Raw genomic sequence first — 16,968 nt, forward strand, 5'->3', positions numbered from 1 at the left:
CGATGAGCACAGCCACCGTGGAGGGAGCGTACGAAGGTGCGCTCCGAGCGTTCAAGAACCCGATGCTGGACCTGCTCCACGGGACGTACGCGCCGTTCGTCGTGACCATGCTGGCCCTGGTGTTCACCGCGCAGCGGTCGCAGGTGCCCGTGGCCGACGCGCACGCCGAGATCGACGCGGCGCTCGGCCGCCTGCGCGCGGCCGGGTACGGCGAGGAGGGCAACGCGCCCCTGCCCGTCGGCAGCTCGCGCGACCTGTGTCGCGGGTGGGTGCGGTCGGGCTGGCTCAAGCGCCACGTGCAGGACGGCGTCGAGGTCTACCAGGTCTCCGCGCACGGCGTCGGCGCCCTGGAGGTCGCGGGCCGCGTCGGCGGCGCCCGCACCCGGGTCTCCGAGTCGCGCGTGCGGACCCTGCTCGACGCCGTCGAGGAGCTCGCGCAGGACGCCGACCCCGACGTGCTGTCCCGGATCGCGCGGCTCGACGCCGAGATCAAGGAGCGCACGGCCGAGGTCGATCGGCTGGAGCGCACCGGCGCCGTCGAGCCCGTGGGCGACGACCAGCTCCTGGAGGAGGCGGAGAACGTGCTGCACCTGGCGCGTGAGCTGCCCGCCGACTTCGCGCGCGTGGTCGAGTCGATCAAGCAGGTCCAGCGCGACGTCGTCACCGACCTGCGGCAGGACGTGCGCCCCACGGGCGAGGTGCTGCGCGAGTACCTGGCGCGCGGCAAGGACATCATGGAGTCCACGCGCGAGGGCCGCGCCTTCGCGGGGGCGCTCGCGCTGATCGGCCGCGCCGAGCACATCGACCAGCTCGCCGGCAACCTGCGGCTGATCCTCGGGCACCCGTTCGCCGAGCAGCTCCCCGCGGCCCAGCGCCGCGAGCTGCACGAGATCGCGCGGCGCATCGAGCGAGGGGTGCGGGAGGTGCTGCACGCGCAGCAGACGGCCTCGCACGTCATCACCACGCAGATCCGCAACCACGACCCGCTGCGCGACCGGGAGGTGGACGGGCTGCTGCGCGACGTGATGTCCGGGTTCCAGCGGTGGATGCCGACGTCGCGGCACAAGCAGCCGGTCGAGCCGATGCGGCGCCTGCCCGTGGCCGACGTCGGGCACCTGCGCCAGAAGGCGGACGGCCTGCGCCCGCCCGCACCGCCGACACCGCTGGAGGCGTGGGAGATGGGCGCGGTGCCCGACGACGACTCCCGGGCCTGGGGCGGCCCGCACTACGCCGACCTGGAGAAGCACCTCGCGGGGAGGCCGCGCGAGGACGACGGGACCGTCGACGTCGGCGCGGCGTTCCGGTCGGCGCCCGAGCGGATGCGGCGGCCCGTCGACCTGCTGGGCCTGCTGGAGATCGCGCACCGGCACGGGATGGTCGAGACGGACGAGGTGGTGACCGTCGAGGCGGTGCGGCCGGACGGGACGCGGCGGCGCTTCGCGTTCGGCGGGGTGGCGATGAGGGACGAGCACGAGGACGAGGGCGGGACGACGGATGACTGAGACGGTGGCTGACGAGGTGGGGACGGACGAGGCGGGCTTCATCGAGCCCGCGCCCATGGAGGACGACCAGACCGAGCTCTTCGCGGGCGACCGCGGGCTGCTCGACCCGGAGGTCCGGCGGGTGCTGGTCCGCCTGCTGCAGCGCCGCTTCCTGACGGCGGAGAAGAACCGCGCGCAGTGGAAGACGCTCCTGGAGCACCAGTCGGTGATCGAGTCGCGCCTGCACGACCTGTTCGTGCGGCTCGTCGTGGACCACGACCGCGGCATCGCGTACAAGCAGCAGGTGCGCTCGGGCGAGGTGGACGTGCCGATCCTCCTGCGCGACGACCCCTACAACCGGGTCGAGACGCTCGTGCTGGTCCACCTGCGCACCGTGTACCAGCACGAGGCGAGCTCGGGCGAGACGTCCGCGCGGATCGACCTGGAGGACATCGAGCAGGGCGTGCTGACGTTCTTCGACCTGGACGACAACAACCTGTCGCGCCCGCAGCGCGAGATCCGCGACGCCGTCGGCCGGCTGGCGTCCGAGGGCCTGATCGACGAGGAGTCGACGGGCCGCTACCGCATCACCCCGCTCGTGGAGGTCGTGCTCGACAACAACCGGCTCGCCGAGCTCACGCGCTGGCTCGCCGGGGACAAGCTCGCAGGAAGCAAGGAGACCCGTTCGTGAGCATGATCGAGACGCTCTGGGGACTCGTCCCGGCCACGTCGACCGGGCAGCAGTGGGTGGCCCGGACCCTGCAGCTCGTGAACTGGGGCGGCTACCACGGGCACCACCACGTGCACCTGTCCCCCGGCGCCACGCTGTTCAGCGGCGGCTCCGGGTCGGGCAAGTCCACGCTGATGGACTCCTACATCGCGCTGCTCATGCCACACACCACGCCCTTCAACGGCGCGTCCAACGGCGGTGTGACCGGCAAGCCGCGCGGCAAGGAGCAGCGCAACATCCTGTCCTACGCGCGCGGCAAGCTCGACGAGAAGCGGGTCGACGGCGAGACCCGGGTCCGGGTGCTGCGCGGCGAGAAGGAGGACACCTGGTCCGCCATCGCGATGACCTGGGTGGACCAGGGCGGCGCCACGTTCACGGCCGTGCGCGCCTGGTACGTGCCGTCGTCGGCCCGGACGCTGGAGAACGTGATCGCGGTGCGCGGCACGTACGACGGTCCGTTCGACCTGACCGGCCTGGAGGAGGCGGCCCGGCACCGGTTCGACCGCCGGGCCGTGACCCGCACGGGGCTGACCTGCTTCGACACCGACCGGGACTACACCGCCCGGCTGCACACCGCGCTCGGCATCGGCGCCGGGGGCGACGGGCACAAGGCCGTGGGCCTGCTCGGCCGTATCCAGGCCGGGCAGCAGATCACCACCGTCGACGCCCTCTACAAGACGATGGTGCTGGAGGAGCCCTCGACGTTCGCCACGGCCGACGGCGCGGTGCAACAGTTCGACGAGCTGTCCGCCACGCGTGACCGGATGGTCACCGCGCGGCAGCAGGTCCGCGCGCTGCGGCCCGTCCGCGAGCACCGTGCCGCCGTCGACGGCGCCGTCGAACGGCTGCGCCTGATCGACGCCGCCGGGCAGTTCTCGGACCCGGCGTCCCCGGCCGCGCTGTGGCTGGCGGGCCGGCGGCTGGACCTGCTGCGCGCCTCGGAGGCCGACCTCCAGCGCCGGCGCGCCCGCGCCCGGGACGAGTCGACGGAGCTCGCCGCCCGGGTCTCGGCGGCCAAGCTGGAGCGGGACGCCGCCCGCGACCTGCTCGGCGCGGCCGGCGGCGACCGGCTGAAGAAGGCGCAGGAGGAGGTGGACCGGCTGGAGGCGCGGGTCGAGCCCGTCGCCGCGGCCCGCGCCCGCTTCGACGCCCTGCTGTCCGACGTCGGCGCCGAGGTGTCGGACGCCGCCGGCTTCGACGCCGTCGTCGAGCAGGCGCACCGCACCCTGAACGACACGGACGCCCGCGCGGCCGCGCGGCGCCGGTTCACCGAGGCAACCCTGGCCGAGAAGGCCGCCACGGAGGCCTTGGAGAACCTGCGCGCGGAGCTGCGGACCGTCACCGCGCGCAAGGACAACATCCCGACCGACCTGCACCGCGCGCGTACCGCGCTGGCCGAGGCAGCGGGCCTGTCCCCCGACGAGCTGCCGTTCGTGGGCGAGCTCATCGAGGTGCGCACCGAGTTCGAGCCGTGGCGCGACGCGTTCAATCTGGCGCTCGGCGGCTTCGCGACCGAGATGCTGATCGACGTGGCGCACCTCAAGGCGTTCCGCACGGCGATCAACTCCGTGCCCACCGCGCGCCGCATCCGGTTCCGGGGCGTGCCCACCGGGCGCCGCGACGAGGTGGCCGTCGAGGACCGCACCCTGCCCGCGCGCCTGGACCACCGGCCGACGCCGTTCACGGGCTGGCTCAAGCAGGAGCTCGCCGACCGCTTCGGCTACGTCTGCATCGACTCCCCCGCGCAGTTCGCCCTGCACCGCAAGGCGGTGACGCTGGCCGGCCAGACGTCGGACGGCGGACGCGGCGCCCACGGCGGGCGCGGCGTGACCAACGTGCTCGGCTTCTCCAACGCGCGCCGCCTGCGGGAGCTGCAGGCCGCCGTCGCCGACGCCGAGGCGGCGCACGCCGAGGCCGAGGCCGCGCTGGAGACGGCGGAGGCGGGCCTCGACTCGTTCGAGAGGCAGCGCGGCGCGTACGAGAAGATCGCCGACCTGGCCTGGGAGCAGGTCGACCTCGGGGCCCTGCGCACCGAGCTGGCCCGCTGGACGGCGATCGTCGAGGAGGTCACCTCCGACAACCCGGAGATCGGGCGGCTGCGGCGCGAGCTCGGCACCCTGGAGGACCGGGTCACGCGGCTGACCGAGGAGAGCGGCGTCGCCAAGTCGCGCGCCGGCGACCTGGAGGCGGCCTGGGAGCGCACCGCCGACGCCGTCGACACCGCGCAGCGCACGCTGGACACGGCCGAGGACGACGGCACGCAGGTGGCCCCCGAGCACCGCGAGTACCTGGGGGCGCTGTTCCCGGGCGCGGAGGGCACGGAGGGCTCCCCCGCCCAGGTCGTCGAGCGGTTCGACGCCGCGCTGGAACGGGCCACGGCCCGGGTCCGCGAGGACCAGGCCGAGGCGCAGGCCGCCGTCGGCCGGGGCCGGGACGCCCTGCACACCGTCTTCGAGACGTTCAAGGAGCGGTGGCCCAACCCGAACCTCGGCGTCGACCCGGACACGTCGTACGACGACTACGAGCGGTTCCTGACCGACCTGGAGAAGAACGGGCTGCACGAGCTGGAGTCGGAGTGGCGCGACAGCCTGCTGCGGCTGTCCGGGGCGGACCTGACCAAGCTCGACAGCGACATCTCGACGGCCGTGCGCGAGATCCGCGACCGCATCGACCCGGTCAACCGCATCCTCGACGGCCTCGACTTCTCCGACGCGCAGCACAAGCTGCACATCGAGCTGCGCGACACCGCATCCCCGGTGCGGTCCCGGTTCCGCGCCGACCTGCGGGGCGTACGCGAGGCGATCGCGAGCGCCGTCAGCGACACGGACCGCCAGCGGGCGTACACCCGCATGGCCAAGGTGGTCGACCGCGTGCGCCGCACCGCCCCGGAGTTCCACGACCTGATCGACGTGCGCAACCACGTGCGGATCAGCGCCGAGAAGCTCACCAAGGACGGCGCGCACGTCGCGGTCTACGACCACATCGGCGAGAAGTCCGGCGGCGAGTCGCAGGAGCTCGTGGCGTTCATCGTCGGCGCGGCGCTGCGCTACCAGCTCGGCGACGCCGGGGCCGAGCGGCCCCGGTACGCGCCGGTCTTCCTCGACGAGGCGCTGATCAAGGCTGACGCCCACTTCACGGGGCGGGCGATCAACGCCTGGCGCGGGCTCGGTTTCCAGCTCATCATCGGCGCGCCCAACGACAAGCACAGCGGCATCGAGCCGCACGTCGACGCGGGGTACATCGTGCTCAAGGACACGAGCGGCAAGTCGTTCACGCAGCTCACGGTGGGGTTGCCGGACGAGGCGCCGGTGCCGGACGGGGCGCCGGTGTAGCCGGCGCCTCGTCCGGGGCGGGCCGGTCAGGCCAGGTCGAGGTCGGTCTTGGGGCCGAGGAACCGCGGGACGTCCGGCCCGCCGTCGGGCGCCGGGTCGAAGACCAGCTCCGTGAGCCACATCTGGCGGCCCGGCTCGGGCTCACCCACCGCGCCGGGCGGCCAGGCGTGGTGCACGTACCAGGTGCGGCCGTCGCGCTCGACCACCATGCCGTGGCCCGGGCCGGCGGCCACGTCGTTCGACACCATGATCGGGCCGTCCTGCGGCTTCACGTACGGCCCGGTGGCGCTGTCGGCGACGGCGTAGCCCACGCCGTACCGGTCCGAGGCGAACGCGTTGCCCGAGTAGAACAGGTAGTACCGGCCGTCGTGCGGCCAGACGTACGGGCCCTCCACGAGCGCGCCCTCCCACTCCTGGTCCTGCTTCAGGATGCGGCTCGGCTCGCCCTCCAGGCGCAGCCCGTCGTCGGACAGCCGCTGCACGTAGATCCAGGTGTCGACCCCCACGTGGTTGCCGTCGTTCTTCCACAGCAGCCAGCGCGAGCCGTCGGCGTCGGTGAACGGCGAGGCGTCGATGGAGCCGCCCTCGGTGTCCTGGACCAGCAGCGGCCGCTCGGCGTCGTCCCGGAACGGGCCGTGGGGCGTGTCCGACACGGCCACCCCGACGGCCTGGAGGTCGGTGGCCCGGTCGTGCGCCGTGTAGTACGCGACGTACCGCTCCCCCACGACCGCGACCTCGGGCGCCCAGTTCAGGCCGGGCTCGACCCAGGGGGCCAGCTCGGGCATCCCGTCGCCCAACGGCTCCCAGCGCACCAGGTCCGCCGAGCGCAGCACCGGCAGGGCCTCGACCCGGTTCTTCGTCGCATAGGCCCAGTAGGTCCCGTCGACCTCCAGGACCGCGGGGTCGGGAAAGTTGGAGCCGTACACAGGGTTCGTCGCCATCGTCTGTCCTGCCCTCTCGCTCGGAACATCAGCAGCGCACCACGTTAGGAAAGATCTCCGGCGCTCGCCGGGCCGTCCAGATTCACCCGCTTCGCCACACGCCGTCCGAAATTCGTTGCTCAGAGCAACTTAGCGAGATGATCGAACCTCTGACACGATCGAGAACGGCCGCAGGGCTGGACGCGGCCACCGGTTGGTTGGAACTGCACGAGGTTGGCACTGCACGAGGGGAACTTTGATGACCAAGCACAGGACCATCAGGACGATGTGCGGCGCCGCGGGGGTTGCCGCACTGCTCGTCACCGCGGGATGTTCGGCGAGCTCCGCCGACGGCGACACGGCGTCCGGCACGCCGACGGCGTCCACGACGTCGGCCGGCCCCACGGAGAGCGCGTCGTCGGCGCCGTCCGGGGAGGCCTCGGAGCCCGATTCTTCGGAGAGCGCGACGGACGGGACGGGTTCGACGGACGACTCCGGCGCGACCGAGGGCCGCTGCCAGACGCCGGAGCTCGCGGGCAGCCTGGTCCCCGTGGAGGGCGGCGGCGGTGCCGGGCACTACGAGATCGAGGTCGTGCTGAAGAACGAGGCGCCGCAGGAGTGCTGGCTGCAGGGCTGGCCGGGCGTGTCCTTCGTCGGCGACAACGACGGCACGCAGCTCGGCGAGGCCGCCACGTTCGACCGGTCGAGCCCGCACGACACCGTGACGCTCGCGCCGGGTGAGTCCGCGCAGGCCCTCGTCCGGGTCTCGAACGCCGAGAACTACGGTGACGAGTGCGGCCAGACGCCCGCCGACGGGCTGCGGATCTACCCGCCGGGCGAGAAGCGCTCGCTGTTCGTGCAGAACGACCAGCTCCAGCTCATGGCGTGCGCCGACTCGGACGAGCCGCTGCTCCAGGTCCAGGCCCTCCAGCCGGCGAGCTAGGACTTTCCCTGGCAGGGCTCAGAAATGACTTCGGTCCGGTGTCTTGAGATCGGTCGGTCAATGGACCGGTCTCAAGACACCGGACCGATCTCATGATCGGCGCCCCGCAGGCTGTGCTGTACTACCCGCGTGACGGACCTGGTGGAGCAGCCGGCGCGGGACGACAGCACCCGCGCCACGGACGCGCGACGGCGGGCGATCCGTACCGCCAGGACATCACTCCTGGTCGGAGTTCTCGCCGCGCTCGCAGCCCTGGGTGTCTCGGTCGGACTCGGCAGAGATGACCTCTTCCTCGTCGCCAGCCTGGGCGGCGACACCCTGACCTTTCTGCTCTGGACCGTCTCGTGCGCGTCCGGCTTTGTGCTGAGCGTGACCGGGTTCCGGCTGTTCGTCGTCGGGTACGAGGCGTTCACTGCCGCGATGGCCGCGCTCTTCCTGTGTGCGTTCGTCCTGGCCACGGGTGTCGCCACGCTGATCGCAGGCGGTTTCACCATGCTCACCGCGCACACGCGCTACGTCGGGCTCGACGAGCTCGACCGCCCCGCCGACCAGCGGATCGTCGTCCGGGAGAGCTTTTCCATTCACCACATCAACTGGCGGGTCTACCAGGGCGGCCCGTTCCACTACCGGGACATCACGGACTCACTTCTCACCGACCCGGACTGCCACGAGCTCAGTGCCGACGACCGGGGTTCGACGCCGTTCGCGCGCGGCGACTACACCCTCACGACCGACGCCCAGGGCCGGGCTGTTCTGAACTTCACCGCCGACGGCGCTCTCTGCACCAAGGACGGGACGTACGAGCTCGTGCTCCCGGACTGACCGGTGTCCCCCGGCGTCACCGACCCCCGCGCCCGCCGCCCGCCAGCGGGAGGTTCTTGCGGGACGAGACCGCCACGATCACCAGGCACAGGGCCGCGGCGGCCGCGCCGAAGCCGAACATCTGCCCGTACGACCAGGTGGTCCGCAGCCACGCGAGCACCATCGGGGCGAAGAAGCCCAGGTAGGTCAGCGAGTAGAAGACGGCGGTGAGCCCCGCGAGCTGGCCCGGCCCGGCGATGCGCGCCACCTCGCTGAGGCCCGCGACGAGGCCGAGCCCGTAGCCGGTGCCCAGGACCACGGCCGCGAGGACGCCGAGCGGCAGCGACGGCGACACCGCGGCCCACGCCGCGAGCGCCATCCCGACGGCGACGATGCTCAGCGCGGTGACGGTCGCGCGGGCCGACGCCGGGGTGTCGATCCGCCGGGCCACGGCCTGCATGCCGATGCCGCAGCCGAGCGAGAGCACCGTCATGCCGCCGGCGAACGCGATGGGGATCGTCCCGGCGTGGTCGGAGAGCAGCGCGGGCAGCACCGCGTAGGCGCTGCCGCCGCAGCCGAACACCCAGGGCGCGAGCGGCACCACGACACTCAGGAACCGCTTGTGCCCGACGGCGGTGATCCGCAGGTCGTCGAGCAGCGGCGCGCGGGCGTCGCGGTGCAGGGCGGGGTTGGTCTCGGGCACGCGCAGCAGCCACACCCCGGCGGCGAGGGCCCCGGCGGCGTGCAGCACGTAGGCCAGGTGGGTGGGCCACGGGCCGAACTGGGCGAGCGCCGCGGCCACGCCCGCGCCGAGCAGGAAGCCGACGGTGAGCGACAGGGAGCCGCGCCGCGGGCCGGCGGCGCGCTCGCCCGTGCGGGCGCTGAGCTCGGTGATCCAGGTGCTGCCCACGGCCATCACCAGCCCGAGCGCGACGCCGCACAGCACACGGCCCGTCGCGAGCAGCACGGGGCTGGTCGGGTCGAGGGCCAGGACGAGCGAGCCCAGGGCACCCACGGGCGCGGCGGGCAGCAGGAGCGGACGGCGGCCGTGCCGGTCGGACAGCGGCCCGCCCAGCAGCAGCGCGGGGACGATGCCGAACACGTACGCGGCCAGCAGCGCGTCGACCGTCACGTCGCCCAGGTGCCCCTGCTCCCGGTACATGACCAGCAGCGGCGTGAACTCGTTGCCGCCCCACGCGATGGCCAGCAGGACGGCGGCGACGGGCCACCAGGTGCGCGGTCCCACGGGGGCGTCGACGGCAGGCGTGTCCCCGGGGCGCGTGTGTGGCATGACCACATCCTGCGCAATAGATGCCCGAGTGAACAACCTGAGGGGCTGTGAGGGTGCGCACAGCTCAAAACCTCACCTACATGTCAGACGCACAGGTCACCCGGGTGACCTGTGCGTCTGACACGTAGGCACAGCCTCGGCTGCGCAGTACTTCCCGGGCTACTTGCTCCCGGCCGGGTCCACGGGGCTCGCGTCCGCGTCGGCGGTCTCCGCCTCTGCCTTGGTGGCCGTGGACTTGGCCTCGGCCTTGGTGGCCGTGGACTCCGCGTCGACCTTCTTCGCGTCGGCCTTCTCCGCCTCCGCCTTCTTGGCGTCCCCGGCGGTCTCGCCCTCGGCGTCCTCGTCCTCGGGCTCGCGGCCCGGCACGTAGACCGAGAGCTCGGGCTCCGGGTGCCGCCGGCCCTGCACCACGACGATCGCGATACCGAGCAGGATCGCGACCCCCGACGTCCAGATGTTCGCGGGGACACCGAGCGGCGCGTCGCTCGTCGGGTCGATCCGGATGGACTCGAGCCAGCTCCGGCCCAGCCCGTACCAGATCAGGTAGAGGCCGAACAGGCGGCCCCAGCGCAGACCGGCCCCGGGGCTACCGCCGTCGGCCAGCAGGGCCTCGTTGCGGCGGACGACCCGGCGCTCGATGAGCAGCAGCACCGCCACCCCGATGAGGTTCCAGATCATCTCGTACAGGAACAGCGGGTGGAACAGGGTGCCCTCGGGCGTGCCGGCGGGGAACATCGGCGCGTCGGAGCGGATCTCCAGGCCCCAGGGCAGCGTGGTCGGCACGCCGAACAGCTCCTGGTTCACGTAGTTGCCGAGCCGGCCGATCGCCTGCGCCACGAGCAGGCCGGGCGCCAGCGCGTCGGCGAACGACCAGAAGCGCAGGCCGGACATGCGGCAGCCGATCCAGACGCCGACCGCACCGCCGAGCAGCGAACCGAACAGGGCGTTGCCGCCCTCCCAGATCCGCACCCAGGCCCAGGCGTCGACGCCGGGACCGGTGAAGTCGTCGAGGTGCGTGAGCACGTGGTAGATCCGGGCGCCGACGATGCCGATCGGCACCGCCCACATGGCGATGTCGACGGCGATGCCGGGGGCGGCCCCGCGGGCACGGAGCCGCCGGTCCGTGATCCAGGCGGCGGCGACGATGCCCGCCAGCAGGCACAGGGCGTAGGTGTGGATGGTGAGGGGGCCCAGGCTGAACTGGGACCACACCGGGTCAGGGCTGGGGATACTGGCCGGAAGCACGACCCGAAGGTACCGCGATCCGGCGCCGATGTAGGCATCGACCGGCGTGCCGCACCCCGCGTCGCGTTCCCCGGCCCGGCCGAGTCAGCGGCGGCGCTTCTCCCGCACGCGCACCGAGATCTCGATGGGCGTGCCCTCGAAGCCGAACGTCTCGCGCAGACGGCGCTCGATGAACCGGCGGTAACCGGCCTCGATGAACCCCGTGGCGAAGATGACGAACCGCGGCGGACGGGTCGAGGCCTGCGTCGCGAACAGGATGCGCGACTGCTTGCCGCCGCGCAGCGGGTGCGGGTGCGCCGCCACGAGCTCACCGAGGAACGAGTTGAGCTTGCCCGTCGGGATACGACGGTCCCACGACGCCAGCGACCGCTCGATCGCCGGGACCAGGCGCTCGCTGTGCCAGCCGGTACGCGCCGACAGGTTCACGCGCGGCGCCCACTGGATCTGCACCAGCTCCTTCTCGATCTCGCGCTCGAGGTAGGGGCGGCGGTCCTCGTCCATGAGGTCCCACTTGTTGTACGCGATCGTCAGGGCACGACCGGAGTCCACGACCTGCTGGATCACGCGGATGTCCTGCTCCGTCAGCGGGGCGGAGGCGTCCACCAGCACCACGCCGATCTCGGCCTTGTCGATCGCGGCCGCGGTACGCAGCGACGCGTAGAAGTCGGCGCCCTTGGTCTGGTGCACCCGACGGCGGATGCCGGCCGTGTCGACGAACCAGTACGGGATGCCGCGCAGCTCGATCAGCTCGTCGACCGGGTCACGCGTGGTGCCCGCGACCTCGTCGACCACGACCCGCTCGGAGCCGGCGATCTTGTTCAGCAGCGACGACTTGCCCACGTTCGGCCGCCCGACGAGCGCCACGCGGCGCGGGCCCGCGGGCCGCAGCGTGCCGTGCGCGGACTTGGACGGCAGCGCCTTGATCGCGGCGTCGAGCAGGTCGCCCGTGCCACGGCCGTGCAGCGCCGAGACCGGGAACGGCTCCCCCAGGCCCAGGGCCCACAGGTACGTGGCGTCCGCCTCGCCCGAGGCGCCGTCCACCTTGTTGGCGCACAGCACGACCGGCTTGCCGGAGCGGCGCAGCAGCTCCACGACCCGCTCGTCCGTGGCCGTGGCGCCCACGGCGGCGTCGACCACGAAGACCACGGCGTCGGCCAGGGAGATCGCGACCTCGGCCTGCTCCGCCACCTTGGACTCGATGCCGGCGACGTCGACCTCCCAGCCGCCCGTGTCCACCAGCATGAACCGGCGACCGGCCCACTCCGCCGGGTAGGACACGCGGTCGCGCGTCACGCCCGGCTTGTCCTCCACGACGGCCTCGCGGCGGCCGAGGATGCGGTTGACCAGCGTCGACTTGCCGACGTTCGGGCGCCCGATGATCGCGAGCACCGGCAGGATCTGCTCGGCCTCGTCCTCGTCGTCCGCCCACTCGGAGTCCAGGAGCGCCTGGTCCTCCTCGTCGAGCTCGAACTCCTCGAGGCCGACGCGCAGGGCGCGCTCGCGCGCGACGTCGTCCTCGGTCTCGGTGAGGTCGAGGTCGGGTGCGACGGTGGCGGCGTCGTCCAGGGCAGCATCGTCTCCGGCCGCCGGGTTCAGGGCAGCCTCGGATGCAGAGGAGTCGTGGGTCATGCGTCCATTGTCGCAGGCCCGGCGCGCTCAGGCCGACCCGCGGACGTATGACCTGCGTCGCTCCCTACGCGGACGGCGCGACCGCGCGCCCCGTCACCTGCGTGACCACCGCAAGCACCGCGTCGACCGTCTGCTCGAAGTCGAGGTCGCTGGAGTCCACCGTCACCACACCGTCGGCGGCGACGAGGAACTGCGTCACCTTGGCGTCGTCCTGGTCGCGGCGCAGCACCTGGTCCTTCGTGGCCTCGACGGCGCTCGCGTCGTCGGCGCCGTGCACCTCCAGGGAACGGCGGCGCAGGCGCGCCTCCTCCGAGGCGGTGAGCAGCACGCGGACGTCGGCGTCGGGCGCCACGACCGTGGTGATGTCGCGGCCCTCGGCCACGATCCCCCGGCCGCCCGACTGCACGGCCTGCGCGCCCGACTCCTGGTCGATGATCTCGCGCTGGAGCCGCTTGAGCTCGGCGCGGACGTCGAGGTTGGACGCCACCTTGGACACGTTGGTCGTGACCTCGGTGGTGCGGATCGTCTCGGCGACGTCCTTCCCGTCCAGCTCGACGCCCGGCGCGACCGGGTCCAGCCCCATGACCAGCGGCATCGCCCGGACCGCGGTGGTGACGGCCCCGGCGTCCGCCAGGTCCGCCGTCGCCATGCCCCACACCGTGGCCGCCCGGTACATGGCGCCCGTGTCCAGGTAGGCCAGGCCGAGGCGCGCCGCGACCGCCTTCGACACGCTCGACTTGCCGGAGCCCGACGGCCCGTCGATGGCGATCACTACAGGGCTGGTCACAGGTTCGCTCATTTCGTTGAGTGCTGGATATCTGCCGTCCGAGTGCGGGCTCAGGGGCGAATACCCAGCACTCAGCGGGAGAGATTACAGGTCTACCGCGTTCATCAGGGTGCCGAGCTCCGTGCGACCCAGGACGCGGGTGCGGCCGGCCTTGAGGTCACCCAGCGGGATCGGGCCGATCCGGGTGCGCACCAGGCGCGTGACGGGGTGCCCGACGGCCTCGAACATGCGGCGCACGATCCGGTTGCGGCCCTCGTGCAGCACGACCTCCAGCATCGCGAACCCGTCGATCTGCTGGAGCACGTGCACGGCGTCCATCTTGGCGACGCCGTCGTCGAGCTCCACACCCTTCAGCAGCTCGCGGCCGATGCGCGGGTACACCTCGCCCTCGACCGTCACCAGGTACGTCTTGGCGATCTGGTACTTCGGGTGCGACAGGCGGTTGGCGAGCTCGCCGTCGTTCGTCAGGAGCAGCAGGCCCTCGCTGTCCGCGTCGAGCCGGCCCACGTGGAACAGGCGCTCCTCACGGTTCCGGATGAGGTCCGCGACGGTCGGGCGGCCCTTGGGGTCGTCCATCGTGGAGACGACGCCGAGCGGCTTGTTCAGCGCGATCGTCACCTTGGCCTGGTCGAGCTGGATGCGCAGCCCGTCCACGTGGATGACGGCGGTCGCGGGGTCGACGCGCACGCCCAGCTCGGTGACGAGCTGCCCGTCCACCTCGACGCGCCCGTTCGCGATCAGCTCCTCCGACGCGCGGCGCGAGCCCAGGCCTGCCTGCGCGAGCACCTTCTGCAGCCGCACGCCGTCCTCGACGTGCACGTCCCGGGCCGGCTCCGAGGACTGCGCGGGCCGACGGCGCGGCGCGTTCGCCTGCGCGCGGCTCTTCGCGGAGCTGCCCCCACGGAAGTTCCCGCCCTGCCGGCCGCCCTGCTTGCCGGCCTGGCCTCCGGACCGGTTGCCGGACTGGCCGCCCGAACGGGCGGGGCGGCGGGGCTGCTGTCCGTCACCGGACTCGCGGCGGCTCCCGCCGCGGCGTTCGTTGCTCATGATTCATCTCTCGGTACGTCGGAAAAACAAGGAAGGGCGCGATGGAACCCGTGTGCGCGGCCTCGGGCCGGGCTAGGAGTCCAGCCCGTCGAGACCGTCGATCATGTCGAGGTCCGGCAGGTGCGGCGCCAGCGGGGGCAGCTCGTCGAGCGACGAGAAGTCCATCCGCTCCAAGAAGTATCCCGTGGTTCCGAACAGAACCGCACCCGAGCTCGGGTCCTGACCGATCTCGGCGATCAGCCCGCGGGTCAGCAGGGTCCGCACGACGCCGTCGACGCTCACGCCGCGGACCGCACTCATCTGGCCACGCGTCACCGGCTGACGGTACGCGATCACGGCGAGCGTCTCCAGCGCGGCCTGGCTCAGCTTCGACGACTGGCCGTCCAGCACGAAGCGCCCGACGGGGTCCGCGTGTGCCGTGGAGGAGTAGATGCGCCACCCGTCGACCGTCCGGCGCAGCTCGAAGCCGCGCGGGCGGGACCCGAGGTGGCCGGCGTACTCGTCGGCCAGCTCGTGCAGGATGTCGTCGGTCTCGTCCTGCGTCAGGTTCAGCGCGGCCGCGATGCGGTCCGCGCCGATCGGCGCGTCGGCCACCATGAGCACGGCCTCGACCGCCGCGTGCGCGCCGCCCGGGAGCGTGTGCACGTCGACGAGGACCTGCTCCTCCGGCGCGGGGCCGGCCGGGACGCCCGCCTGCGGGGCTTCGGGGGCCTGCGGGGCCTGTTCCTCGACGGTCATGCTGTCGCCTCCGTTCCGGGCTGCTCGGTGTCTGCCTGCTCGGCACCTTCGGGCGCCGCCGCCGGCAGGTCGTCCTCGTCGAACTCGCCCGGGCCGGCCGCCGGGTCGAGGTACTTCTCGCCGTCGCCGGGCCCTGCGGTCCACCGCACCGTCAGCTCGCCCAGCGGGGTGACCTGCTCGAACCCGACCAGCGCGTCGCGGAACAGCTCCAGCAGCGCCAGGAACCGGGCGACGGTCACGAGCCGCTCCGTGCCCGCCGTCAGCGACCGGAAGGTCACGGAGTGCTCGGCGCGCAGGCGCTTGACGATGACGCCGGCCTCCTCGCGCACGCTGACCGCGGAGCCGTGCAGGTGGGCCAGGCCCACCACGGGCGGCGGCTTGGGCGCCAGCACCTTCGCGGCCAGCTCCGCGAGCCGCTCCGGCGTCGTGTCCCAGACCAGCTCCGGGAGGATCGCGGCCAGGTGCGGCTCCAGCGGCGCCAGGCGGGGCACGCGGCGTCCCGACGACGCCATCTGGTCCGCGAGGACCTTCGAGACCTCCTTGTACGCGCGGTACTGCAGGAGCCGCGCGAACAGCAGGTCGCGGGCCTCCAGCAGCTCCAGGTCCTCGGCGTCCTCGTCGACGACGCCGGGCAGCAGGCGCGCGGCCTTGAGGTCGAGCAGCGTCGCGGCGATCACCAGGAACTCGCTGGCCACGCCGAGGTCCCAGGACTCGTGCACCTCGCCGCGGTCGGCGGCCTCCCGCGAGGCCCGCTCGGCCTCGCGGATGTGCGCGACGAACTCGTCGGTCACCACCGCGAGCGCCACCTCGGTGACGTCCATCTGGTGCTTCGCGATCAGCGACAGGAGCAGGTCGAACGGGCCCTCGAAGTTGTGCAGCCGCACCTGGAACATGCGCGACGACGCCCGCTCCGCGGGCTGCTCCCCCGGCGTCGCGGGTGCCTGCTCGGACGACGGCGCCCCGGGGGCCTCTGCCTCGGGCGCCTCGGCCGAGAGCACCCCCGCGTCAGGCAGCGTCGCCACGGGCCACGAGCTCCCGGGCGAGCTGACGGTACGCGGCGGCACCCGGGTGCCCCGGGGCGTACGCGGTGATGGGCTCGGCGGCCACCGTGGCGTCGGGGAACTTCACCGTGCGCCCGATGATCGAGTGCAGCAGCGTGTCGCCGAAGGCCTCGTGCACCCGGGCCACGACCTCCCGGGAGTGGAGGGTGCGCGAGTCGTACATGGTGGGGAGGATACCGTCGATCTCCAGCGCGGGGTTGAGCCGGTCGCGCACCTTCTCGATGGTCTCCACCAGGAGCGCGACGCCGCGCAGCGCGAAGAACTCGCACTCCAGCGGGATCAGCACGCCGTGCGCCGCCGTCAGGGCGTTGACGGTGAGCAGGCCGAGGCTCGGCTGGCAGTCGATGAGGATCACGTCGTAGTCGTCGATCACCGGGCGCAGGGCGCGGGCCAGCACCGACTCCCGGGCGACCTCGCCCACGAGCTGTACCTCCGCCGCCGACAGGTCGATGTTCGCGGGGAGCACGTCGAGGTTCTCGATGCCGGACGGGATGAGCACGTCCTTGATGTCCACGCCCCGCTCCATGAGCAGGTTGTAGATCGTGAGGTCGAGCTCGTGCGGGTTCACGCCGATGCCCACCGACGCGGCGCCCTGCGGGTCGAAGTCGACCAGGAGCACCTTGCGGCCGTACTCCGCGAGACACGCGCCCAGGTTGATCGTGGTCGTCGTCTTGCCGACCCCGCCCTTCTGGTTGCACATCGCGATGATGCGCGCCGGGCCGTGGCTCGACAGGGGCGCCGGCTCGGGCAGGTCGGGCATGACCCGACCCACGACGTCGCGCACGATCTCCGAGTCCGTGGGTGCACCGCCGACGACCGTCTTGCCGAGAAGAATGTCGGTCATCGTGCTCGATCCCTCCTGGCTGGGTGCCTCGCTCACGCCCGCCACGCTATACCAGAGTGTGGGCAGGACCCGGCTCGAGCCCCGGCGTGGCGCCCTTCGGCCGCGCCGCCCGTCCCCCG

Annotated in this window: 14 protein-coding genes; 5 read left to right on the forward strand and 9 right to left on the reverse strand. The window is 72.7% G+C overall.

What is annotated here, in order from left to right:
- Window positions 1–2: 2 nt before the first annotated feature.
- From FHX71_RS12595 to FHX71_RS12605, 3 genes are read left to right on the forward strand one after another with little or no spacing between them, the layout of a single operon-like run.
- A complete protein-coding gene (locus FHX71_RS12595) occupies window positions 3–1,502 on the forward strand; it encodes a DUF3375 domain-containing protein (RefSeq protein ID WP_182616707.1) in 1,500 nt (499 codons plus the stop codon).
- The gene (locus FHX71_RS12600; RefSeq protein ID WP_182616709.1) at window positions 1,495–2,172 is read left to right on the forward strand and encodes a DUF4194 domain-containing protein; all 678 of its coding nucleotides are present in this window, start codon (window positions 1,495–1,497) and stop codon (window positions 2,170–2,172) included. The genes FHX71_RS12595 and FHX71_RS12600 overlap by 8 nt, the downstream gene beginning before the upstream one ends.
- Window positions 2,169–5,543: an ATP-binding protein gene (locus FHX71_RS12605; RefSeq protein ID WP_182616711.1), complete on the forward strand. Its 3,375-nt coding sequence runs from the start codon at window positions 2,169–2,171 to the stop codon at window positions 5,541–5,543. Before FHX71_RS12600 ends, FHX71_RS12605 begins: the two co-directional genes overlap by 4 nt.
- A 26-nt stretch (window positions 5,544–5,569) precedes the next feature.
- On the opposite strand, the gene FHX71_RS12610 is transcribed toward FHX71_RS12605, so the two are convergent.
- Window positions 5,570–6,484: a glycoside hydrolase family 43 protein gene (locus FHX71_RS12610; protein WP_182616713.1), complete on the reverse strand. Its 915-nt coding sequence runs from the start codon at window positions 6,482–6,484 to the stop codon at window positions 5,570–5,572.
- A 238-nt stretch (window positions 6,485–6,722) separates the two neighbouring features.
- Between FHX71_RS12610 and FHX71_RS12615 the strand changes: the two genes are divergently transcribed.
- Together FHX71_RS12615 and FHX71_RS12620 are read left to right on the forward strand one after the other, a co-directional pair.
- Window positions 6,723–7,406 carry a DUF4232 domain-containing protein gene (locus FHX71_RS12615; RefSeq protein WP_182616715.1) on the forward strand — a complete coding sequence of 228 codons (684 nt, stop codon included), beginning with the start codon at window positions 6,723–6,725 and terminating at the stop codon, window positions 7,404–7,406.
- 129 nt (window positions 7,407–7,535) lie between these two features.
- Window positions 7,536–8,228, forward strand: coding sequence for a hypothetical protein (locus FHX71_RS12620; protein ID WP_182616717.1), 693 nt, complete (start codon window positions 7,536–7,538; stop codon window positions 8,226–8,228).
- Window positions 8,229–8,244: 16 nt separating this feature from the next.
- On the opposite strand, the gene FHX71_RS12625 is transcribed toward FHX71_RS12620, so the two are convergent.
- From FHX71_RS12625 to FHX71_RS12660, 8 genes are all read right to left on the reverse strand, one after another.
- Window positions 8,245–9,498, reverse strand: coding sequence for an MFS transporter (locus tag FHX71_RS12625; RefSeq protein WP_182616719.1), 1,254 nt, complete (start codon window positions 9,496–9,498; stop codon window positions 8,245–8,247).
- Window positions 9,499–9,657: 159 nt separating this feature from the next.
- The gene (gene lgt, locus FHX71_RS12630) at window positions 9,658–10,743 is read right to left on the reverse strand and encodes a prolipoprotein diacylglyceryl transferase (protein WP_182616721.1); all 1,086 of its coding nucleotides are present in this window, start codon (window positions 10,741–10,743) and stop codon (window positions 9,658–9,660) included.
- 84 nt (window positions 10,744–10,827) lie between these two features.
- A complete protein-coding gene (gene der / locus FHX71_RS12635) occupies window positions 10,828–12,372 on the reverse strand; it encodes a ribosome biogenesis GTPase Der (protein WP_182616723.1) in 1,545 nt (514 codons plus the stop codon).
- Between the two features lie 64 nt (window positions 12,373–12,436).
- Window positions 12,437–13,171 (reverse strand): (d)CMP kinase, encoded by a 735-nt coding sequence (gene cmk, locus FHX71_RS12640; protein WP_182616725.1) that lies wholly within the window; start codon window positions 13,169–13,171, stop codon window positions 12,437–12,439.
- Between the two features lie 72 nt (window positions 13,172–13,243).
- Entirely contained in the window at window positions 13,244–14,206 is a 963-nt protein-coding gene (locus tag FHX71_RS12645) for a pseudouridine synthase (RefSeq protein WP_182616727.1), read from the reverse strand.
- A gap of 72 nt (window positions 14,207–14,278) precedes the next feature.
- Window positions 14,279–14,944, reverse strand: coding sequence for an SMC-Scp complex subunit ScpB (gene scpB, locus FHX71_RS12650; protein ID WP_182616729.1), 666 nt, complete (start codon window positions 14,942–14,944; stop codon window positions 14,279–14,281).
- Window positions 14,941–15,966: a segregation and condensation protein A gene (locus tag FHX71_RS12655; RefSeq protein ID WP_376770128.1), complete on the reverse strand. Its 1,026-nt coding sequence runs from the start codon at window positions 15,964–15,966 to the stop codon at window positions 14,941–14,943. Before FHX71_RS12655 ends, scpB begins: the two co-directional genes overlap by 4 nt.
- Window positions 15,950–16,849 (reverse strand): ParA family protein, encoded by a 900-nt coding sequence (locus FHX71_RS12660; RefSeq protein WP_182618674.1) that lies wholly within the window; start codon window positions 16,847–16,849, stop codon window positions 15,950–15,952. The genes FHX71_RS12655 and FHX71_RS12660 overlap by 17 nt, the downstream gene beginning before the upstream one ends.
- Window positions 16,850–16,968 lie beyond the last annotated feature (119 nt).

It is taken from the genome of Promicromonospora sukumoe, assembly GCF_014137995.1.
Taxonomy (GTDB): Bacteria; Actinomycetota; Actinomycetes; order Actinomycetales; family Cellulomonadaceae; genus Promicromonospora; species Promicromonospora sukumoe.

Bases quoted from the DNA above. Each gene is read 5' to 3' on its own strand.
- der (WP_182616723.1), bottom strand. From the start codon at position 12,372: ATGACCCACGACTCCTCTGCATCCGAGGCTGCCCTGAACCCGGCGGCC.
- scpB (WP_182616729.1), bottom strand. From the start codon at position 14,944: ATGACCGTCGAGGAACAGGCCCCGCAGGCCCCCGAAGCCCCGCAGGCG.
- FHX71_RS12595 (WP_182616707.1), top strand. From the start codon at position 3: ATGAGCACAGCCACCGTGGAGGGAGCGTACGAAGGTGCGCTCCGAGCG.
- FHX71_RS12625 (WP_182616719.1), bottom strand. From the start codon at position 9,498: ATGCCACACACGCGCCCCGGGGACACGCCTGCCGTCGACGCCCCCGTG.
- FHX71_RS12645 (WP_182616727.1), bottom strand. From the start codon at position 14,206: ATGAGCAACGAACGCCGCGGCGGGAGCCGCCGCGAGTCCGGTGACGGA.
- FHX71_RS12615 (WP_182616715.1), top strand. From the start codon at position 6,723: ATGACCAAGCACAGGACCATCAGGACGATGTGCGGCGCCGCGGGGGTT.
- FHX71_RS12660 (WP_182618674.1), bottom strand. From the start codon at position 16,849: ATGACCGACATTCTTCTCGGCAAGACGGTCGTCGGCGGTGCACCCACG.
- FHX71_RS12600 (WP_182616709.1), top strand. From the start codon at position 1,495: ATGACTGAGACGGTGGCTGACGAGGTGGGGACGGACGAGGCGGGCTTC.
- FHX71_RS12610 (WP_182616713.1), bottom strand. From the start codon at position 6,484: ATGGCGACGAACCCTGTGTACGGCTCCAACTTTCCCGACCCCGCGGTC.
- cmk (WP_182616725.1), bottom strand. From the start codon at position 13,171: ATGAGCGAACCTGTGACCAGCCCTGTAGTGATCGCCATCGACGGGCCG.